This is a genomic window from Streptomyces sp. NPDC047130, assembly GCF_040643475.1.
Taxonomy (GTDB): Bacteria; Actinomycetota; Actinomycetes; order Streptomycetales; family Streptomycetaceae; genus Streptomyces.
Map to the genome: position 1 here is coordinate 265,678 of NZ_JBEYUK010000004.1, position 15,322 is coordinate 280,999.

The 15,322-nt window shown below is 71.8% G+C and carries 12 protein-coding genes and 1 tRNA gene; 6 read left to right on the forward strand and 7 right to left on the reverse strand.

From position 1 onward, the window contains the following. Positions 1 to 113: 113 nt before the first annotated feature. The 4 genes from ABZ836_RS08550 to ABZ836_RS08565 all read right to left on the reverse strand — a co-directional run bounded on the left by ABZ836_RS08550 (position 114) and on the right by ABZ836_RS08565 (position 5,121). Positions 114 to 1,112 (reverse strand): glycosyltransferase, encoded by a 999-nt coding sequence (locus ABZ836_RS08550; RefSeq protein ID WP_356135615.1) that lies wholly within the window; start codon positions 1,110 to 1,112, stop codon positions 114 to 116. 839 nt (positions 1,113 to 1,951) lie between these two features. Then, positions 1,952 to 2,869 (reverse strand): oxidoreductase, encoded by a 918-nt coding sequence (locus tag ABZ836_RS08555; RefSeq protein ID WP_356135616.1) that lies wholly within the window; start codon positions 2,867 to 2,869, stop codon positions 1,952 to 1,954. A 25-nt stretch (positions 2,870 to 2,894) separates the two neighbouring features. After that, positions 2,895 to 3,908, reverse strand: a complete 1,014-nt coding sequence (locus ABZ836_RS08560) for a glycosyltransferase family A protein (RefSeq protein WP_361140697.1) — start codon at positions 3,906 to 3,908, stop codon at positions 2,895 to 2,897. Next, positions 3,901 to 5,121, reverse strand: coding sequence for a lysylphosphatidylglycerol synthase transmembrane domain-containing protein (locus ABZ836_RS08565; RefSeq protein ID WP_361140700.1), 1,221 nt, complete (start codon positions 5,119 to 5,121; stop codon positions 3,901 to 3,903). Before ABZ836_RS08565 ends, ABZ836_RS08560 begins: the two co-directional genes overlap by 8 nt. A gap of 399 nt (positions 5,122 to 5,520) precedes the next feature. Here ABZ836_RS08565 and ABZ836_RS08570 point away from each other — a divergent pair, with 399 nt between their 5' ends. The 6 genes from ABZ836_RS08570 (at position 5,521) to ABZ836_RS08595 (ending at position 12,368) form a co-directional block, all read left to right on the forward strand. Further along, positions 5,521 to 6,876, forward strand: coding sequence for an MATE family efflux transporter (locus ABZ836_RS08570; protein ID WP_361140703.1), 1,356 nt, complete (start codon positions 5,521 to 5,523; stop codon positions 6,874 to 6,876). Between the two features lie 91 nt (positions 6,877 to 6,967). Next, positions 6,968 to 8,113, forward strand: coding sequence for a glycosyltransferase (locus tag ABZ836_RS08575; RefSeq protein WP_361140707.1), 1,146 nt, complete (start codon positions 6,968 to 6,970; stop codon positions 8,111 to 8,113). Further along, entirely contained in the window at positions 8,110 to 9,471 is a 1,362-nt protein-coding gene (locus tag ABZ836_RS08580) for a DegT/DnrJ/EryC1/StrS family aminotransferase (protein WP_361140709.1), read from the forward strand. The genes ABZ836_RS08575 and ABZ836_RS08580 overlap by 4 nt, the downstream gene beginning before the upstream one ends. Then, complete coding sequence (locus tag ABZ836_RS08585) at positions 9,455 to 10,306, forward strand: HAD-IIB family hydrolase (protein ID WP_361140712.1); 852 nt, start codon at positions 9,455 to 9,457, stop codon at positions 10,304 to 10,306. The genes ABZ836_RS08580 and ABZ836_RS08585 overlap by 17 nt, the downstream gene beginning before the upstream one ends. Beyond that, complete coding sequence (locus ABZ836_RS08590; RefSeq protein ID WP_361140715.1) at positions 10,291 to 11,322, forward strand: Gfo/Idh/MocA family oxidoreductase; 1,032 nt, start codon at positions 10,291 to 10,293, stop codon at positions 11,320 to 11,322. Before ABZ836_RS08585 ends, ABZ836_RS08590 begins: the two co-directional genes overlap by 16 nt. Then, positions 11,319 to 12,368, forward strand: coding sequence for a LacI family DNA-binding transcriptional regulator (locus ABZ836_RS08595; RefSeq protein ID WP_356135632.1), 1,050 nt, complete (start codon positions 11,319 to 11,321; stop codon positions 12,366 to 12,368). Before ABZ836_RS08590 ends, ABZ836_RS08595 begins: the two co-directional genes overlap by 4 nt. Before the next feature lie 81 nt (positions 12,369 to 12,449). Here the strand turns inward: ABZ836_RS08595 and ABZ836_RS08600 are convergent. From ABZ836_RS08600 to ABZ836_RS08610, 3 genes are all read right to left on the reverse strand, one after another. Next, positions 12,450 to 12,522, reverse strand: a tRNA-His gene (locus ABZ836_RS08600). 123 nt (positions 12,523 to 12,645) lie between these two features. Beyond that, entirely contained in the window at positions 12,646 to 13,248 is a 603-nt protein-coding gene (gene orn / locus ABZ836_RS08605) for an oligoribonuclease (RefSeq protein WP_356135634.1), read from the reverse strand. Positions 13,249 to 13,373: 125 nt separating this feature from the next. Next, positions 13,374 to 14,633, reverse strand: a complete 1,260-nt coding sequence (locus ABZ836_RS08610; RefSeq protein ID WP_356135636.1) for a helix-turn-helix domain-containing protein — start codon at positions 14,631 to 14,633, stop codon at positions 13,374 to 13,376. Positions 14,634 to 15,322: the final 689 nt, after the last annotated feature.

Genomic DNA, 15,322 nt, shown 5'->3' on the forward strand with positions numbered 1-15,322 from the left:
AAATGAACCGGTGTCGCCCCCGGCGTGGTGTCGTGCCAGTGCCAGTGCCAGTGCCAGTGCCAGTGCCAGTGCCAGTGCCGGTGCCGGTGCCGGTGCCTCGGACCGGGCGCGGATCACGCGGCCGCGGGAACCGTGCGGTAACGCCGCCGGAAGGCAGGATCGACGAGATAGCGCAGTGCCCCGGTCGCACCGCCCGCCGAGACGGCGAGGCCGTAGAGGTAGTTCAGCGCCGTCGTCACCAGGACCACGCGCCATCCGGCGGCACGCCGGACGTAGCCGAGCAGCGGGAGGTTCACCCAGAGGAACCACGCGAGGCCGGCCGCGGGCAGGACCGCGAGGGCGGGCGTGAGGAACGGCAACGCCAGGGTCGCCGTGGTGAGGGTGATGGCCAGGATCTCGGGCGGCCGGTGCAAGGCCTCCCGCTCCGGCTTGAGATCGCGCTGGAGGAGGATCAGGGGCACCAGCGAGACGGCCCGGCCGAAGCGCTTGCGGAGCACCGAGGACATCCGGTCGTCGTCGTCGTGGTAGCCCACGACGTCGACCGCACGGGCCACCGGGAAGTGCTCGGCGATCCGCAGGCCGTACTCGTGGTCCTCGTTGGCCCACTGCCCGGTGAGCCGCTCGTCGAAGCCGCCGATCGCCTCGACGACCCGGCGGCGGATCGCCCCGACCGCGAAGTGCCCGGTGAGCACGGGGCGGGGCTGGATCTGCCGGAAGTGCCCGTGCAGGACCTGTACCTGCTCGACGATGCCGTCGTTCACGAGCGGCCGGTCCCCGTAGACACCCCAGACGGCGCCGCTCGCGGGGTTCTCCTCGAAGACGCGGACGGCGTTCGCCACGGCGTCCGGCGCCAGGGCGACGTCGGAATCGAGGAAGAAGAGGACATCGCCGTTGCTGGCGGCGATGCCGCGGTTCCGTGCGATGCCGGCGCCGGAGTTCTCGGCCAGCCGGACGACGGTGCAGTCGTACCTCTCGGCCACCGAGGCCGTCCCGTCGGTGCTGCAGTCGTCCACGACGATCAGCTCGACACGTGCGTACGTCTGGGCGAGGACCGACTCCACGCACAGGGCGATGGTCTTCGTGCTGTTGTAGCAGGGGACGATCACTGACACGAGTGCGCGTTCAGAACCAGTCACGTTCGCTCCACGGCAATGAGGCAGACGCCTCCGGGGTAAGGGCAAGTCGAGTGCTTCCTGCGGGTCTGTCGGCGGCCGGCCGTGCAGCCGGGCGCCGTGCGGCGGGGTGTCCTCGGGGCGAGGTCTGCCTCACCGCGTCAACAGGGTGATCTCCCGGGTCCGACACGAGGCGGACGCGCGGTGGGAAGGGGCGGAGGGCCGCCGCATGAGCGTCGGCGACCCCGGCGGCCGTAAGTGTGCTGTTCCCATCGAGTCACCTTCCGGGCCGTCGAAGGATGAGTCCTGATGAGGGAAACGCGGCGTCGTCGACGCGTCTCTCCGTCAATCAGGTCGAGCGCCCCGCGCGACGCCGAGGGGTGGCTCGGCGGCGTACGCCAATCGACCGGACACTCGGTGGACCATGCCTTCGTGACAGAATTCTATCGATCCGGGCGCGTAGTCGCCCAGCATATTTCGAGTTCGGTACGCGGAGGGCGTCCTCTCGGTTCGAAAGTGGTAAGGAAATTAACGCCCGGACGGGCCGGGACCCGTGCTCGGCAATCCGGCCGCCGGACCTGCCCGGGCGCAATGCGTGATTTCCCGGACCCGGGCGACCGCGGTACCGCACGAAGAAGTCCCTGTCCGTGAACAGGGACTGTGGCGACACGGCGCCGGCCGGTGCGGTCGTGACGGGGCGTGGGCGCGCGGCGGTTCCGAGGGCCGCGGGCGGCGTCCGGTCCGGTGCGCGGACCGGACGCCGCCCGGCGGGGTGCGCTACCGGGCAGGGACCGGCGCACCCCCTGCCGCGCCGTGACGCGGTGTCACCTCCGGCGAGGTCATCGTGGGCCGGAGCCGTCCGCCGCGGCGAACGCGTCCACCCCGGTCAGTTCGGCCGACAAGGCCCAGAGCCGGGCGGCCTGCTCGCGGTCCGCCGGCTGGTCGAACCGGCGGGTCACCACGCAGTGCTGCAGGTAGGAGCCGCCCGCCTCGGCCAGCTCCGGCGAGGTCGCCGCCCACACCTGGGTGGCGGCGCCCTGCTCGGGCGCCCGGAACTCGGGCAGCAGGGGCCTTCCGGCCTCGTCGATCCAGCCCGCGGCGATCATCTCGTCCTTGGTCAGGTGCCGCTGGAGCGGTGTGAGGATGTATCCGGGGTTCACCGAGTACGCGTGCACGCCCGCCGCGCGGCCGAGCAGATCGAGCTGGGCGGCGAACAGCGCGTTGGCCAGCTTCGACTGCGCGTAGGCCGCCCACCGGTCGTACCCCTGCTCGAAGTGCACGTCGTCCCACTGGATGGTTCCGGTGGGGCTGACGCCCGACGAGACCGCCACCACGCGCCCGCCCTCGGCGATCGCCGGGAACAGCCGGTTCACCAGCGCGAAGTGCCCGAGGTGGTTGATGGCGAAGTGCGCTTCCCAGCCCGGCCCGACCCGTGTCTCCGGCACGGCCATGACGCCGGCGCTGTTGATGACGATGTCGATGGTGCGGCCCGACGCCAGCAGGCGGTCGGCGAAGCCGTCCACGCTCTTCAGATCGGCGAGATCCATCTCGTCGACCTCGGCGGCCAGGCCGTGGAGGGCCTCCCGCGCGAGGTCCGGGCGGCGGGCCGGCACCACCACCTGCGCGCCGGCGTCCACCAGGGCCCGGGTCGTGGCCAGGCCCAGACCGGAGTAGCCTCCGGTCACCACGGCCAGCTTTCCGTGCAGGTCGACCCCGGCCAGCACGTCCGCGGTGGAACTGTCGATGGTTAAGTTCATGCTTTCCTCAGCCTTGTGGGGATGGTCAAGCGGGGGTGTTCACGCGGTAGAGGCGACGCACCGAGCCGGGAAACAGCACGCCCTGCAGGATTCCGATGCCGGCGGCGATCGCGGAGGTCAGCGTCACCAGCAGGTGAAGGAGCGCGAACCGAAACCCGAACAGCATGCCATGGTGCCGGTACGCGTAGGCGTAGGTTCGCCAATCGAGTGCCACTCCGACGGCGAGCGCCACGGCCGTCGCGAGCAGGGCCGGGGGGCCGAGGAGCAGCACACCCAGGAGGCTGAGCGCCGCCGCGAGGACGAAACCGCTGCCGAGCGCGCGGTAGCTCGTGCCGGCGCCGCCCGGCAGAGCCCGCAGCCGCACCCAGTTGGGGGCGCCGATCCGGGTGCGCTGGAAGACCTTCGTCAGCATGACGCGCAGCGTGCCGTCGTGGTCGTGGCGGCCGCGGATGGCCGCCGTCGCCCACACGGCGTAGCGCTCGTTGAGGCGGAAGCCGTAGTCCTGCTCCTCGGTCCAGCGCAGCCGGTCGTTGAACGGACCGATCTCCCGGAACACGGAGGTCCGGATGGCGAAGAGCGCCGAGTGCAGGCCGGGGATCGGACCGTCGATCTCGGTGAACCACACGTACTGCTGGATCGCCCGGTACTTCTTGACGAAGCTGTCCGGGAACAGCGACTCCGCCTGGTACATGCCGCAGATGGCGCCGAGGCCGGGGTCGGCGTCGAGGAACTCCACCGCCTTGGCCACCGCGTCGGGAGCCAGGGCGACGTCGGAGTCGACGAAGAAGAGCACCTCGCCGCGTGCCGCCTCCGCCCCCAGGTTGCGCGCGCTGGAGACACCGCGGTTGACGGGGCTCTCCAGCGCCGTCGCCCCCGTGCGGCGCGCGACGGCGACGGAGTCGTCGGTGCTGCAGTCGTCCGCCACGATGACCTCGACGGCGGGGTAGGTCTGTGCCTGGGCGGCCTCGATGCAGGCCCCGAGGGTCCGGGCGTAGTTGTAGTTCGGAATGACGATGGAAACCAGTGGTACCTCAGCCATTGCTCCTCCGGATCATCTTCTCGGCCGTGGACGACGTGCGATGGGGCGGTGGCGAACCTAGCCGCGCACCGCTTGGCCGTACCTTGTCCCCGCTTCCGGGCCGTCCGGACGCGTGCGCCGCCCGGGCACTCGCGCGCCGCCGCAGTACCTCGGTCACCGCCAGACCGACACCGCCGGTGACCAGTTCGCTCACCGCCACCACCAGTCGGCTGACGACCGCCACCGCGGCCGCCGCCGGCAGCGGAAGGACCGTGCCGAGCGCGCTCACCAGGATCACCTCCCGCACCCCCAGCCCGTCGGGTGTGAAGAACGCGAACACCCCGGCGGTCGCGCCCAGGGCGAACGCGCCGACGCACAGGGGGAGCGCACGGGCGGCCGGGGCGCCCAGCGCCATGGCGAGGCACCACAGGTGGAGCCCGCCGAACAGCCAGGAGACCGCCTGCACCAGCACGTTGCGGCGGATGACGTGTCCCGGCAGCGCCACCGCGGGCGGAGGGCGCTTGCGCAGCCGTGCCACCCATGTGGCGGCGTCGTTGACGAGCCGCGGCCGCAGCAGGAGGGCCACGAGCGGCACGAGCGACGCGGACACCAGCCACAGCTGCGACCCGCCGAGCACCTGCGGCCCGGCCACCATGCCGGCGGCGGCCGCGGTCAGCAGCCCGATCACCAGTGTCAGCAGCCACGCGGTCGCCGTCCGGGCGGGCGGTACGCCCATCGCCTGCCCCATCCGCACGCTCAGCACGAGGCCGAAGACCTTGCCCGGCACGTACTTGGCGAACTGGCCGACGAAGAAGATCCGTGCGGCGCCCACCGCTGTGAGCCCGCCGCCGTCGGTCCGGGGCGCGACGTCCGCGCTCGCGGCCGACAGCATCGACCACCAGGCGAGCAGGGACGCCAGCAGAGCGGCGACGTTGGCGAGCAGCGCCAGTCCGATCCACATCGCGAAGGACTCCGGCGACCGGCCGCGCATCGAGGTGGCCAGGACCGACCAGTCCTGACCGCGTACGAACCACACCACCGCCGCGGCCATGCCCAGGAACAGCACGGCCGTCAACGCGCGCCGGAGCAGCCCGCCCGAGCGGGAGCCCGCCTCCTGGACGTCCTGGACGTCCTGGACGTCCTGGGCCTCCTGGTTCTCCTGCTTCTCCTGTTTCTCCTGATTCTCCTGGGTGTCCGCCCTCTTCATCGACCCCGCACCCTTCGACTGGATCACGCCGTCGACTGTAGGGAGCGGTTCTTGGCGAGTCCTTGTCCGTCACGCTCCGAGGTCCCCGGTGGCCGACCGGAGGCGGTGAGGATCGGCCATGCTGGCCCGGTCGCGCCGTCACAGCCCGTCAGCGACGCGGGCGGGCGACGCTCCGCCGCCCTGGCGGGTTCGTCCGGCTTACGGCTGGTTTCGCCGCACCTCGACGTCGCGGCGAGTGACGTCGACGTGTTCCCACCGGACCCGTCGCCTCTGGCCGAAGACCGGAGTGCGGGCGCCCCGGATGTGGAACACACTTCCGGATCGGTGCCGCGTGTCGATACTCTTCGGCGCGTTCGCATTCGCGGCAATTCGGGGGCCGGGTTCCGGTCGGGGGGAAACGGGGAAAGCATCACCGTGCCGTCAAAGGTGAATATCGGGGTTCTCTCCCTCAGCTGGCCGATATTTATTCAATTAGCTTTCACCTATTGCATGGGGCTCGTGGACATCTGGGCCCTGGGAATGGTTTCGGATGCCGCGGCGGGGTCCGTGGGATCGGTGAACACCGTCACGACATTCGTGCTGATGATGTTCTCCTTCATGGGGCAGGGCGGCAGCCTCGTGTATGCCCGCATGCTCGGGAAGGGGGACGTCAAGAAGGCCCAGGAGTGTTATTCGGTGGCTCTGGGCCTCCACGTCCTGCTGGGCGTGGCCGTGAGCGCCGCGCTGTACCTGTGGGCCGAGGACGTGGCGGGGCTGCTGGGGCTGCGGGGGCAGCACCTGGCCTACGGCACGACCTTCCTGCAGATCGTCGGCGGGAGCTGCCTGATCCACTCGCTGGTGGCGATGCTGGGCGGCGTGCTGGCCGCGAACGGCCGCACCCGGGCGGCGATGTACGCCGCGATGTTCACCAACGTCGTCAACATCGTCCTGATCGGCTTCCTGGTCCTGCTCCCCGCCGGGCCGCAATGGGGCGTCCGGGGTGTCGCCCTGTCCACGGCGCTCGCCACCGGAGCCGGTCTGCTGTTCAGCGTCTGGCTGGTGCTGCGGCACGTCCGGATCCGCTTCCGCCGGCCCGCCGACGCGCGGCAGGTGAAGGCGCACGCCGCGCTTCTCGCCGCCGTCTCGCTGCCCACCATGCTCGAGCCCGCGTTCTGGCAGGGCGCGCAGATCGTCACCACCCGGATCATCTCCGCGATCGGGGACAGCGAACTCGCCGCCCGTATGTACACGTTGAGCATCACGAACATGATCGGCATGGTCTCGTCCGCGCTCTCCCAGGGCCTGCAGATCACGGTCGGCTACCTCGCCGGGGCCGGAGACTGGGAGCGCATCCGGCGGGTCTCCCGGGCGACCCGTCTCGGGGGAGTCGTGGCCGCGTTCGTGCTGGCGATCGCGGCCGCGCTGTCGAGCGGCGTGATCATGGACGCCTTCACCGATTCCCCGGACGTCGCCGAGGCGGGCCGGCTCCTCCTGTGGTGCGGCCTGCTCTACCTTCCGGGTTCCTCGCTCATCATGACCACGGCGAGCAGCCTGCGTGCCGTCGGCGAGGTCAACTACCCCGCCGTGACCGGGATCCTGGTGCTGTGGGGTGTGTTCATCCCCCTGGCCTACGTCCTGTCGCTGCCGCTCGGTCTGGCCATCCTCGGCGTGATGATCGCCATGACGGTGGACGAGAACCTCAGGGCCCTGCTGCTCGGCGTCCGGTGGCGCCGGGTCTCCGCGGCACCCGGGACGGAGCCGGTGACCGAGAAGGCGAAGGAAGCCCCCTCGGTCGGCATCTGAGACGTCCCGTCGCCCCCGTACCACCGCTCGTGCGCCCCGTCCGCCCCGTCCGTCCGCCTTCCTGTTCCTGCCTCCTGCCTCGGAGAATGCCGTGAAAGCCAGTCTGGTCATCCCCACCTACAACTCGAGGGACCTCGTCGTCCCCTGCCTGCAGTCCCTGAACCACCAGCGGCTCCAGCAGGGCGACGAGTTCGAGGTCGTCCTGGTCGACGACGGTTCCGCGGACGGCACCGGCGAGGCCGTCGACGCGCTGACCCTCACCTACCCGGTCCGGCGGGTGTACCTGCCCCGCACCGAGGAGTCCTGCCGGTCCGCGGCGCGCAACGCGGGGATCCGCACCGCCCAGGGAGACCTCGTCGTCTTCGCGGACGGCGACCAGATCATCGATCCGCTCTTCGTGCAGGAGCACATCGACTGCCACCGCGCCCGCCCCGACCTCGTCGCCATCGGTTTCCGGGACTACCTGGCGCCCGGGCCGGTCGACGCGTCCCGCCTCGGGGACGCGTTCACCCAGGACGCGTTCCCGCCGGTCACCGCGATGGACGAGCGTGCCGAGGTCATGGAGGTGCTCTCGCACAACCTGGGCAACCTGGCCGCGGGATGGCACTTCGTGTACGGGTGCAACTTCTCGGTCCGCAGGGAGCACCTGCTGGCGGTCGGAGGGTTCGACGAGCACATCAAGAGGTGGAGCTTCGAGGACGTCGAGCTCGGCTACCGGCTCCACCGGCACGGCCTGACCCTCGTCCACAACCCGTACGCGCGGGTGTACCACCAGGACCACGCCGAGTCCGACAAGGAGCGCTACGAGGACTGGCTGGAGAACTTCGCGTACTTCACCGCCAAGCATCCCGAACTGGAGGTGAGGCTCCAGTGGGTCCTCGACTCCTACTTCGACCCCGCGCGCGAGGACCGGTCCAGTTGGCTCGACGCCTACCTCCGCTTCGAGTTCGCCTGCCGCGCCGCCGCCGGCCGGCTGCCGCTCGGGCGCTCGTACGAGGTGCTGGTGGTGGACGAGGACAACCTGCACGAGGCCGTGGAGGCGATCGGCAGCGCCGGCGCGACGACGGACCTCGTCGTGCTCGACACCACGGACGACCGCGCACTGCCCGTCGCCGTGCAGTCCCTGCGGACCGGCCGGGAGCTGCTGTACTACAAGAACCCCGACCCGCACGTGCTCGAACGGGCGGCGAAGTCCTTCGGGTGCCCCGCGCTCCTCGACCGTACGACGGGGGCGTGATCGACGTGACGCGTGCGTCCGGAAAGAGCTCCTTCACCGGAGACAGCGCCGACATCCACCGGCTGGTGACCGAGGTGCGGCGGGGCGAGGTCCCGGCCTGCACCCCCACCGGCTCCCGCGCCAACCAGGCCCTGGCCGGCCTCCTCACGCAGGACCCCGGGCGACTCGCCCCGGACGCCCCCGGCTCGGTCTTCGCCGCCGACCCCCGGCCGGAGGCGGCGGCGCCGGTGCCCTTCCTGCCCCGGGAGCGGCTGCTCACGCAGGACGAGCAGCGCGTGGCGGTGGAGCGCTTCACCCAGGTGCTGGCGACCGGCGAGCTGACCAGCGGCCCGGCCGTGGCCGAGTTCGAGGGCGCCCTGGCCGACTTCCTCGCCGTACCGCACGCGGTCGGCACGGGCAGCGGCACCGACGCCCTGGTCATCGCCCTGAGGGCGGTCGGGGTCGGCCACGGCGACGAGGTGATCATGCCGGCCAACAGCTTCGCCGCGACCGAGAACGCGGTGTGGCTCTGCGGGGCCACCCCGGTCCTCGTCGACGTCGAACCCGAGCGTCACACCCTGGACCCGGCCCTGGTCGAGGCCGCGATCGGTCCGCGTACCCGGGCGATCCTGCCCGTGCACCTCTACGGACGTCTCGCGGACATGGAGGCGCTCGCGCGGGTCGCCCGCCGGCACGGCCTGCGCGTCGTGGAGGACGCCTGCCAGGCCATCGGGGTCACCGGTGTGGGCAAGCACGCGGACGCCGCCGCCCTCAGTTTCAACCCGTACAAGAACTTCGGGCTGACCGGGAAGGCGGGCGCCGTCGTCACCTGCCAGGACGAGGTCGCCGACAACGCCCGCAGGTTCGCCTACCACGGCTTCGACCCGAAGCAGAAGAACGTCAAGGAGGGCGGCTACGGGCTCAACGCGCGGATCGACAACGCGACCGCGGCGATCGCCGTCGGCCTGCTGCCGCGCCTGACCCTGAACAACTACCGCAGGGCCTTCCTCGCCCGCCGCTACCTCGACGGCCTGGCAGCGCCGGAGGCGAGCGGATCCGTCCTGCTGCCCGCCTTCGGACCGGACCACGCCTGGCACCTGTTCGGCGTGCGCGTCGCCGCCGGGCCCGCCGCGCGGGACGCGGTCCGTGCCCACATGCGGTCGACGGGCCGGGTGGAGACGGACGTCTACTACCCGGTGCTCACCCACCGGCAGCAGACGCCGCTGCACCGGCGGCTCTTCGGCGAGACGGTGCTGCCGGTGACGGAGCGCCTCCACGACACCGTCCTCCACCTGCCCCTGCACAACAACCTGTCGCTCGCCGAGCAGGACCGAGTGATCGAGGCCCTGCATGGCGCCGTCCGTGACACCCTCCACTGAGTTCGCCGTGCTGCCGACGCCCCGGACGGTCCGCACCGTGGTGTTCTGCGACTTCGACGAGACGTATCTGGCCCACGCCGGCTCCCCCGAGAAGATCCGCTCACGCCGGCGGCTGGAGGACCACCTCCTGGAGACGAGCGAGCGGCTCGGCGTGCTGTTCGGATGGGTCACCGGCAGTTCGCTCGACTCCGTGCTGCGCAAGGCCGGGAACCACGGGCTGCGCGTCCTGCCGCACTTCCTGGCCTGCTCCCTCGGCACCGAGATGTACGTGACCCGGGACGGGAGCATCCGCCCGGACGCGGACTGGCAGCGGGGGCTGCCCGACGGCGGACACATCGCCGCCCTCGCGGAGCGGGCCGTGCGCGAACTGAGCCGGCTCGGTGTGCCGCTCGTCCCGCAGGACTGCCGGCCGCCCGGCAGCATGACGATCAGCCACTACTACTACGCGCAGGACGCGGAGCGGGACGCCCGCCACCTCGCCCTGATCGGCCAAGTGGCGGGCGATCTCTCCCTCGGCGTGAGCCTCAGCCGTTGCAGTCCTGCGGCAGGGGACCCCGAGAACTGCTACGACGTCGACTTCCTGCCGCCCGGCTGCGGCAAGCGCCAGATCGTCGAGTACGTCTGTCGCACGCACGGCGTGGACCGGGCGGACGCCTTCGCCTTCGGGGACAGCGGCAACGACCTGGAGATGCTCGCCGCCGTCGGCCGGGGGGTGCTGGTGGGCAACTGCACCGAGGAGGCGCGGCGCCGGCACCCGCACGTGTCCGAGTGGACCCACACGGACGCGATCCTGTCCGAACTGAGAAGGGGATTACAGCTGTGCGAGTCGGAATAGTCGGCGCGGGCAACATCGGCCGGATCCATGCCGAGGCGGTCCTGGCCGGCACGGACGTGTCCTTGGCGGGCGTGTACGACGTCGACGCCCGGAAGGCGCTGAGCATGGCCTCCTCCCTGGGCGTACCGGCCTTCACCTCCGCGGACGAGCTCTACGAGGCGTCCACCGGCGTGGTCGTCGCCGCACCGAACCGGTTCCACGCGGACTACGCGCTGGAGGCGCTCGATCGCGGCCGGAGCCTCCTGTGCGAGAAACCCATGGCCGTGTCCCTGGCCCAGGCCGCCGACATGCGCGTCCGGGCGGCGGAGTCGTCCGTGATCTGCGCCATGGGGTTCAACTACCGCCATCTCGGCGTCGTGCGGGAGGCCCGCCGACGCATCGCCGACCGGACGCTGGGACGTCCCCTGCACGTCGACATCGCCTTCAAACGCCAAAGCGCGCTCACCCGCACGCACTTCACCTGGCGCGACAGCGTGGACGAACGCTGCACCAGCGGCGCCCTCGGTGACCTGGGCGTGCACCTGATCGACCTGCTGCACTTCCTCTTCGACACCCGGATCGACCTCACCAGCTGCCAGGTCGGGCTGCAGACCAAGGTCCCCCGGAAGGGCGACATGGAGGTGATGGTCGACGACCACTCCTTCGTCAGCGGCCGCCTGGAGAGCGGTCCGTCCTTCACGCTGACCGCCTCGAAGGCGTCCCGGCCGGAGGACACCGGTTTCACCTTCACCCTGACCGGCAGCGGTGGCGACCTCGTCCACGACTCGCAGGACGGCCCGGTGCTCCACCTGCGGACGGGGGTGGAGTGGGAGCAGATCAAGGTGCTCGGCCAGGGCCGGCTGGAGGACCCGCCGGGTGAGGTGCCCGGCTGGGCGGACTCCTTCCTCGACCAGCTCCAGGCGTGGGCGGGCGCGGTGAGGGCCTCCGGGCGCCCGGAGGACATGGCCGACTTCGACAGCGGCTACGACGCCCAGCGGGTGCTCGAGGAACTGCTGCGCCTGGGAGGGCGGGTGTGACTCGCCGACCCGACCGGAAGCGCCCCACGATCGAGGACGTGGCCCGCAGGGCCGGACTGTCGCGCGCCACCGTGTCCCGCGCGATCAACGGCTCGCCCCAGGTGAGCGCCGCCGCGACCGAACGTGTCCGTCAGGCGGTGAGCGAGCTGGGCTACGTTCCCAACCAGGCCGCCCGCAGCCTGGTCACCCGCCGCAACGACACCGTCGCCGTCGTCGTGACCGAGCCGCAGACCCGGCTCTTCGTGGACCCGTTCTTCGACCTCCACCTGCGCGGCATCCGGCGCGAACTCGTCCAGCAGGGCGCGGGACTGGTCCTGCTGCTGATCGAGGAGCCGGACGACTACGCCCGTGTCGGCAACTTCCTCGGTGGCAGCCACGTCGACGGCGCACTGCTCTTCTCGCTGCGCGCGGACGACCCGCTGCCGAAGATGGTCGCCCGGATGGGGCTGCCCGCCGTCTTCGGCGGCCGCCCCTTCCTCGGCGCCGGGGAGGCCGGGGACGGCTACGCCTACGTCGACGCCGACAACCGCGGCGGAGCCCGTGAGGCCGTCCGCCACCTCGTGTCGCGGGGCCGCACGCGTATCGCGACCATCACCGGCCCGCTCAACCAGGCCGCCGCGGTGGACCGGCTCGACGGCTACCGCGACGTCCTCCTGGACCGCAGCACCCACCAGCTGATCGCCGAAGGCGACTTCACCCTCGAGGGAGGCGCCACGGCCATGTCCGCGCTCCTCGAGCAGTGCCCCGACCTGGACGCGGTCTTCGTCGCCTCCGACCTGATGGCCCACGGCGCCCTGCGCGTCCTGCGGCAGAACGGGCGCAGGGTGCCGGACGACGTGGCCGTCGTCGGCTTCGACGACCTGGCCTCCCTCGCCGAGGCGACGGACCCCCCGTTGACCACGGTGCGCCAGGACATCGAGGGCATGGGGCGCCTGATGGCCCGCCTGCTGTTCCAGCGGAACGCGGAACCGTCCGGCGACCGCGCCGTCCGGCCGCTCTCGTCCGTCATCGTGCCGACCAGCCTGGTCCTGCGGGAGTCCGCCTGACCCGGCCGCGGGAGGGGGTGCCCGCGGCCGGGTACGAGAAGAGGCCGCTTCCCTGTGCAGGGATGCGGCCTCTTCGGAGAGGGTGAGTGACGGGACTTGAACCCGCGACATCCTGGACCACAACCAGGTGCTCTGCCAGCTGAGCTACACCCACCATGACCGGCGCTTCGGTTACCTCGCGGCTTCCTCCGACCGGCCAAGAAAAAGTGTACAGGGTCGGAAGGGGTGCTCGTGCCGCCCTTTTCCCGGCGCCCCGGAAAGGGCGCCGGGCAGGACGTCAGGCGCCCGACACCACGTGCTTGGCGGCGATGGAGCGCGCCGTGGCGGAGTCCGGTCCCGGCTGCGGGACGAAGACGGCCTCGCGGTAGTAGCGCAGCTCGGCGATCGACTCCCGGATGTCGGCCAGCGCGCGGTGGTTGCCGGCCTTCTCCGGGGCGTTGAAGTACGCCTGCGGGTACCAGCGCCGCGCCAGCTCCTTCACCGAGGAGACGTCGACGATCCGGTAGTGCATGAAGGCCTCCAGCGTCGGCATGTCCCGCAGCAGGAAGCCGCGGTCGGTGCCCACGGAGTTCCCGCACAGCGGGGCCTTGCCGGGGTCCTTCACATGCTCGCGGACGTAGGCGAGCACCTGCGCCTCGGCGTCGGCGAGGGTGGTGCCCCCCGCCAGCTCGGTCAGCAGACCGGACGCGGTGTGCATCCGACGCACCACCTCCGGCATCGTCTCCAGCGCCGAGTCCGGCGGACGGATGACGATGTCCACCCCTTCGCCGAGCACGTTCAGCTCGGAGTCGGTGACGAGGGCGGCCACCTCGATGAGAGCGTCGTCGGACAGCGAGAGCCCCGTCATCTCGCAGTCGATCCACACCATGCGATCGTTCATACGTCCACCCTACGGGTCGGGAAGGTGACCGTACGCGCTGCCGTACCTCCCCGCGCGCGAAGGGGGCGTGCGGACGCACGCCCCCTCCTCACGCCCGGTCCGCGGCGGGACCGGTGAGCGGCTGCTCAGCGCCGGCCGGGCACCGTCGGCCGCGGCAGGGCCTCACCGCCGTCCGCGGGCCGCCGCGACTGGGCGGGCACGGCCGGCGGGCCGGACAGCGGCGCCGGTTCCCCCGACGGCGCCGGCACGGCGCCCTGCAGCTGGCCATGGCTCTGGCCCTGGCTCTGCGGCGGGACGGAGCCGTTCTCCGAGGCCGTGCCCTTCTCGCCCTGCGGACGACGGGCCCGGTACGCGGCCCGGTAGGCCGCCGGAGAGGCCCCGAGCTGCCGCCGGAAGTGCCCGCGCAGGGCCACCGGCGAACGGAAGCCGCACCGCCCGGCCACCTCGTCGACCGAGTAGTCCGACGTCTCCAGCAGCCGCTGCGCCTGGAGCACCCGCTGGGTGATCAGCCACTGCAGCGGGGCGCTGCCGGTCAGCGAACGGAACCGCCGGTCGAACGTGCGCCGCGACATGTACGCGCGCGCCGCCAGCTGCTCCACGTCGAACTGCTCGTGCAGGTGCTCCAGCGCCCAGGCGACGACCTCGGCCAGCGGGTCGGCGCCGATCTCCTCGGGTAAAGACCTGTCGAGGTGACGCTCCTGCGCCGCCCCGCCTCCCGCTCCGCCCGCGTGCCCGGTGCCGCCACCCCTGCGGGGCGGGACGACCAGGCGGCGGGCCAGCGCGTTGGCCGCCTCGTTCCCGTGGTCCGAGCGGACGATGTGCAGGCACAGGTCGATGCCCGCGCCCGTACCGGCCGAGGTCAGCACGTCGCCGTCGTCGACGAAGAGCTCCCGCGGGTCCACGTGGACCGACGGATAGCGCTTGGCCAGCGTGGGCGCGTACATCCAGTGCGTGGTCGCCGGACGCCCGTCCAGGAGGCCGGCGGCGGCCAGCACGAACGCTCCGGTGCACAGGCCCACGATGCGCGCGCCCTCCTCGTGCGCACGGCGCAGCACGTCGAGGGCCTGCTCGGGCGGCGGGGAGGTGATCGAACGCCACGCGGGCACCACGACGGTGCCGGCCCGGCCGATCGCCTCCAGCCCGTGCGGCGCGGAGAGCTCCAGGCCCCCCGTGGTCCGCAGCGGTCCCTCCTCGCCGGCGCACACCAGCAGCCGGTAACGCGGCACGCCGGCGTCCTGCCGGTCGATGCCGAACACCGAGAGCGGAATGGAGCTCTCGAAGATCGGGCCGCCGCTGAAGAGCAGTACCGCGACGACCTCCTTGCGGCGTCGCCCGGACAGCTTCCTGGCGCCTGCCTCCTGCACGGCGGTGGAGTCGTGGCTCATCCTGCTAAGCCCCCCTCGATGGTCGCGGCGCCTCTCACTGGACGGGTCTCTCGCTCCAGCACGTTTCCCCTCGGTCCTGAACGAATCCCCCGCCAGACGACAGTCAAGATCGAATCTACTGTGTCCGACGCCGCCGGGAAGCCCAGTTCGGCAAGCGCCGGAATGTCGACATGGCAACTTGGCGTGAAGCATTCGATCACGAAGGGTCGCGGTGCGGGAGGGGGCGGGGAAGCGCGCCGTTCGCGGGTGGCCAATCCCCGTAGGGTGCCTGTGGGCGCCCGAACCCTTTTTGCCCTGGTCGAACGGTGGTTGGGGGGACGTTTCGGCAGGGGGGTGGGGGGTCGGTGAAGTTGGCTGAAAGTGTGCGGGCGCTGGAGCGGAAACCGGTCAGTCGGACGGTGGTGCGCGCGGAGCGGCCCGACATGCCCCCATGCGCCCCGTGTGCTCCGTGGCGCACGGGGCCGGTGGGGCGTACGAGGCAGGTGACCACGGCCGTGGCGGCGCAGGACCGCCCCATGGCCCGGGGGAGGGGCGGGCGCGGGAGCGGGTGAGTACAACGGCGGGAGGGCGGCGGAGGTCACCTCCCGGACGCCCGATCCGCCACGGAACCGCCTGTACGGCGCAGCCAACATTGCGCCGGGGGCGTCGGCTCATGCATGCTCCGGGGAATCCCGGCGGGCCTTCCGGAG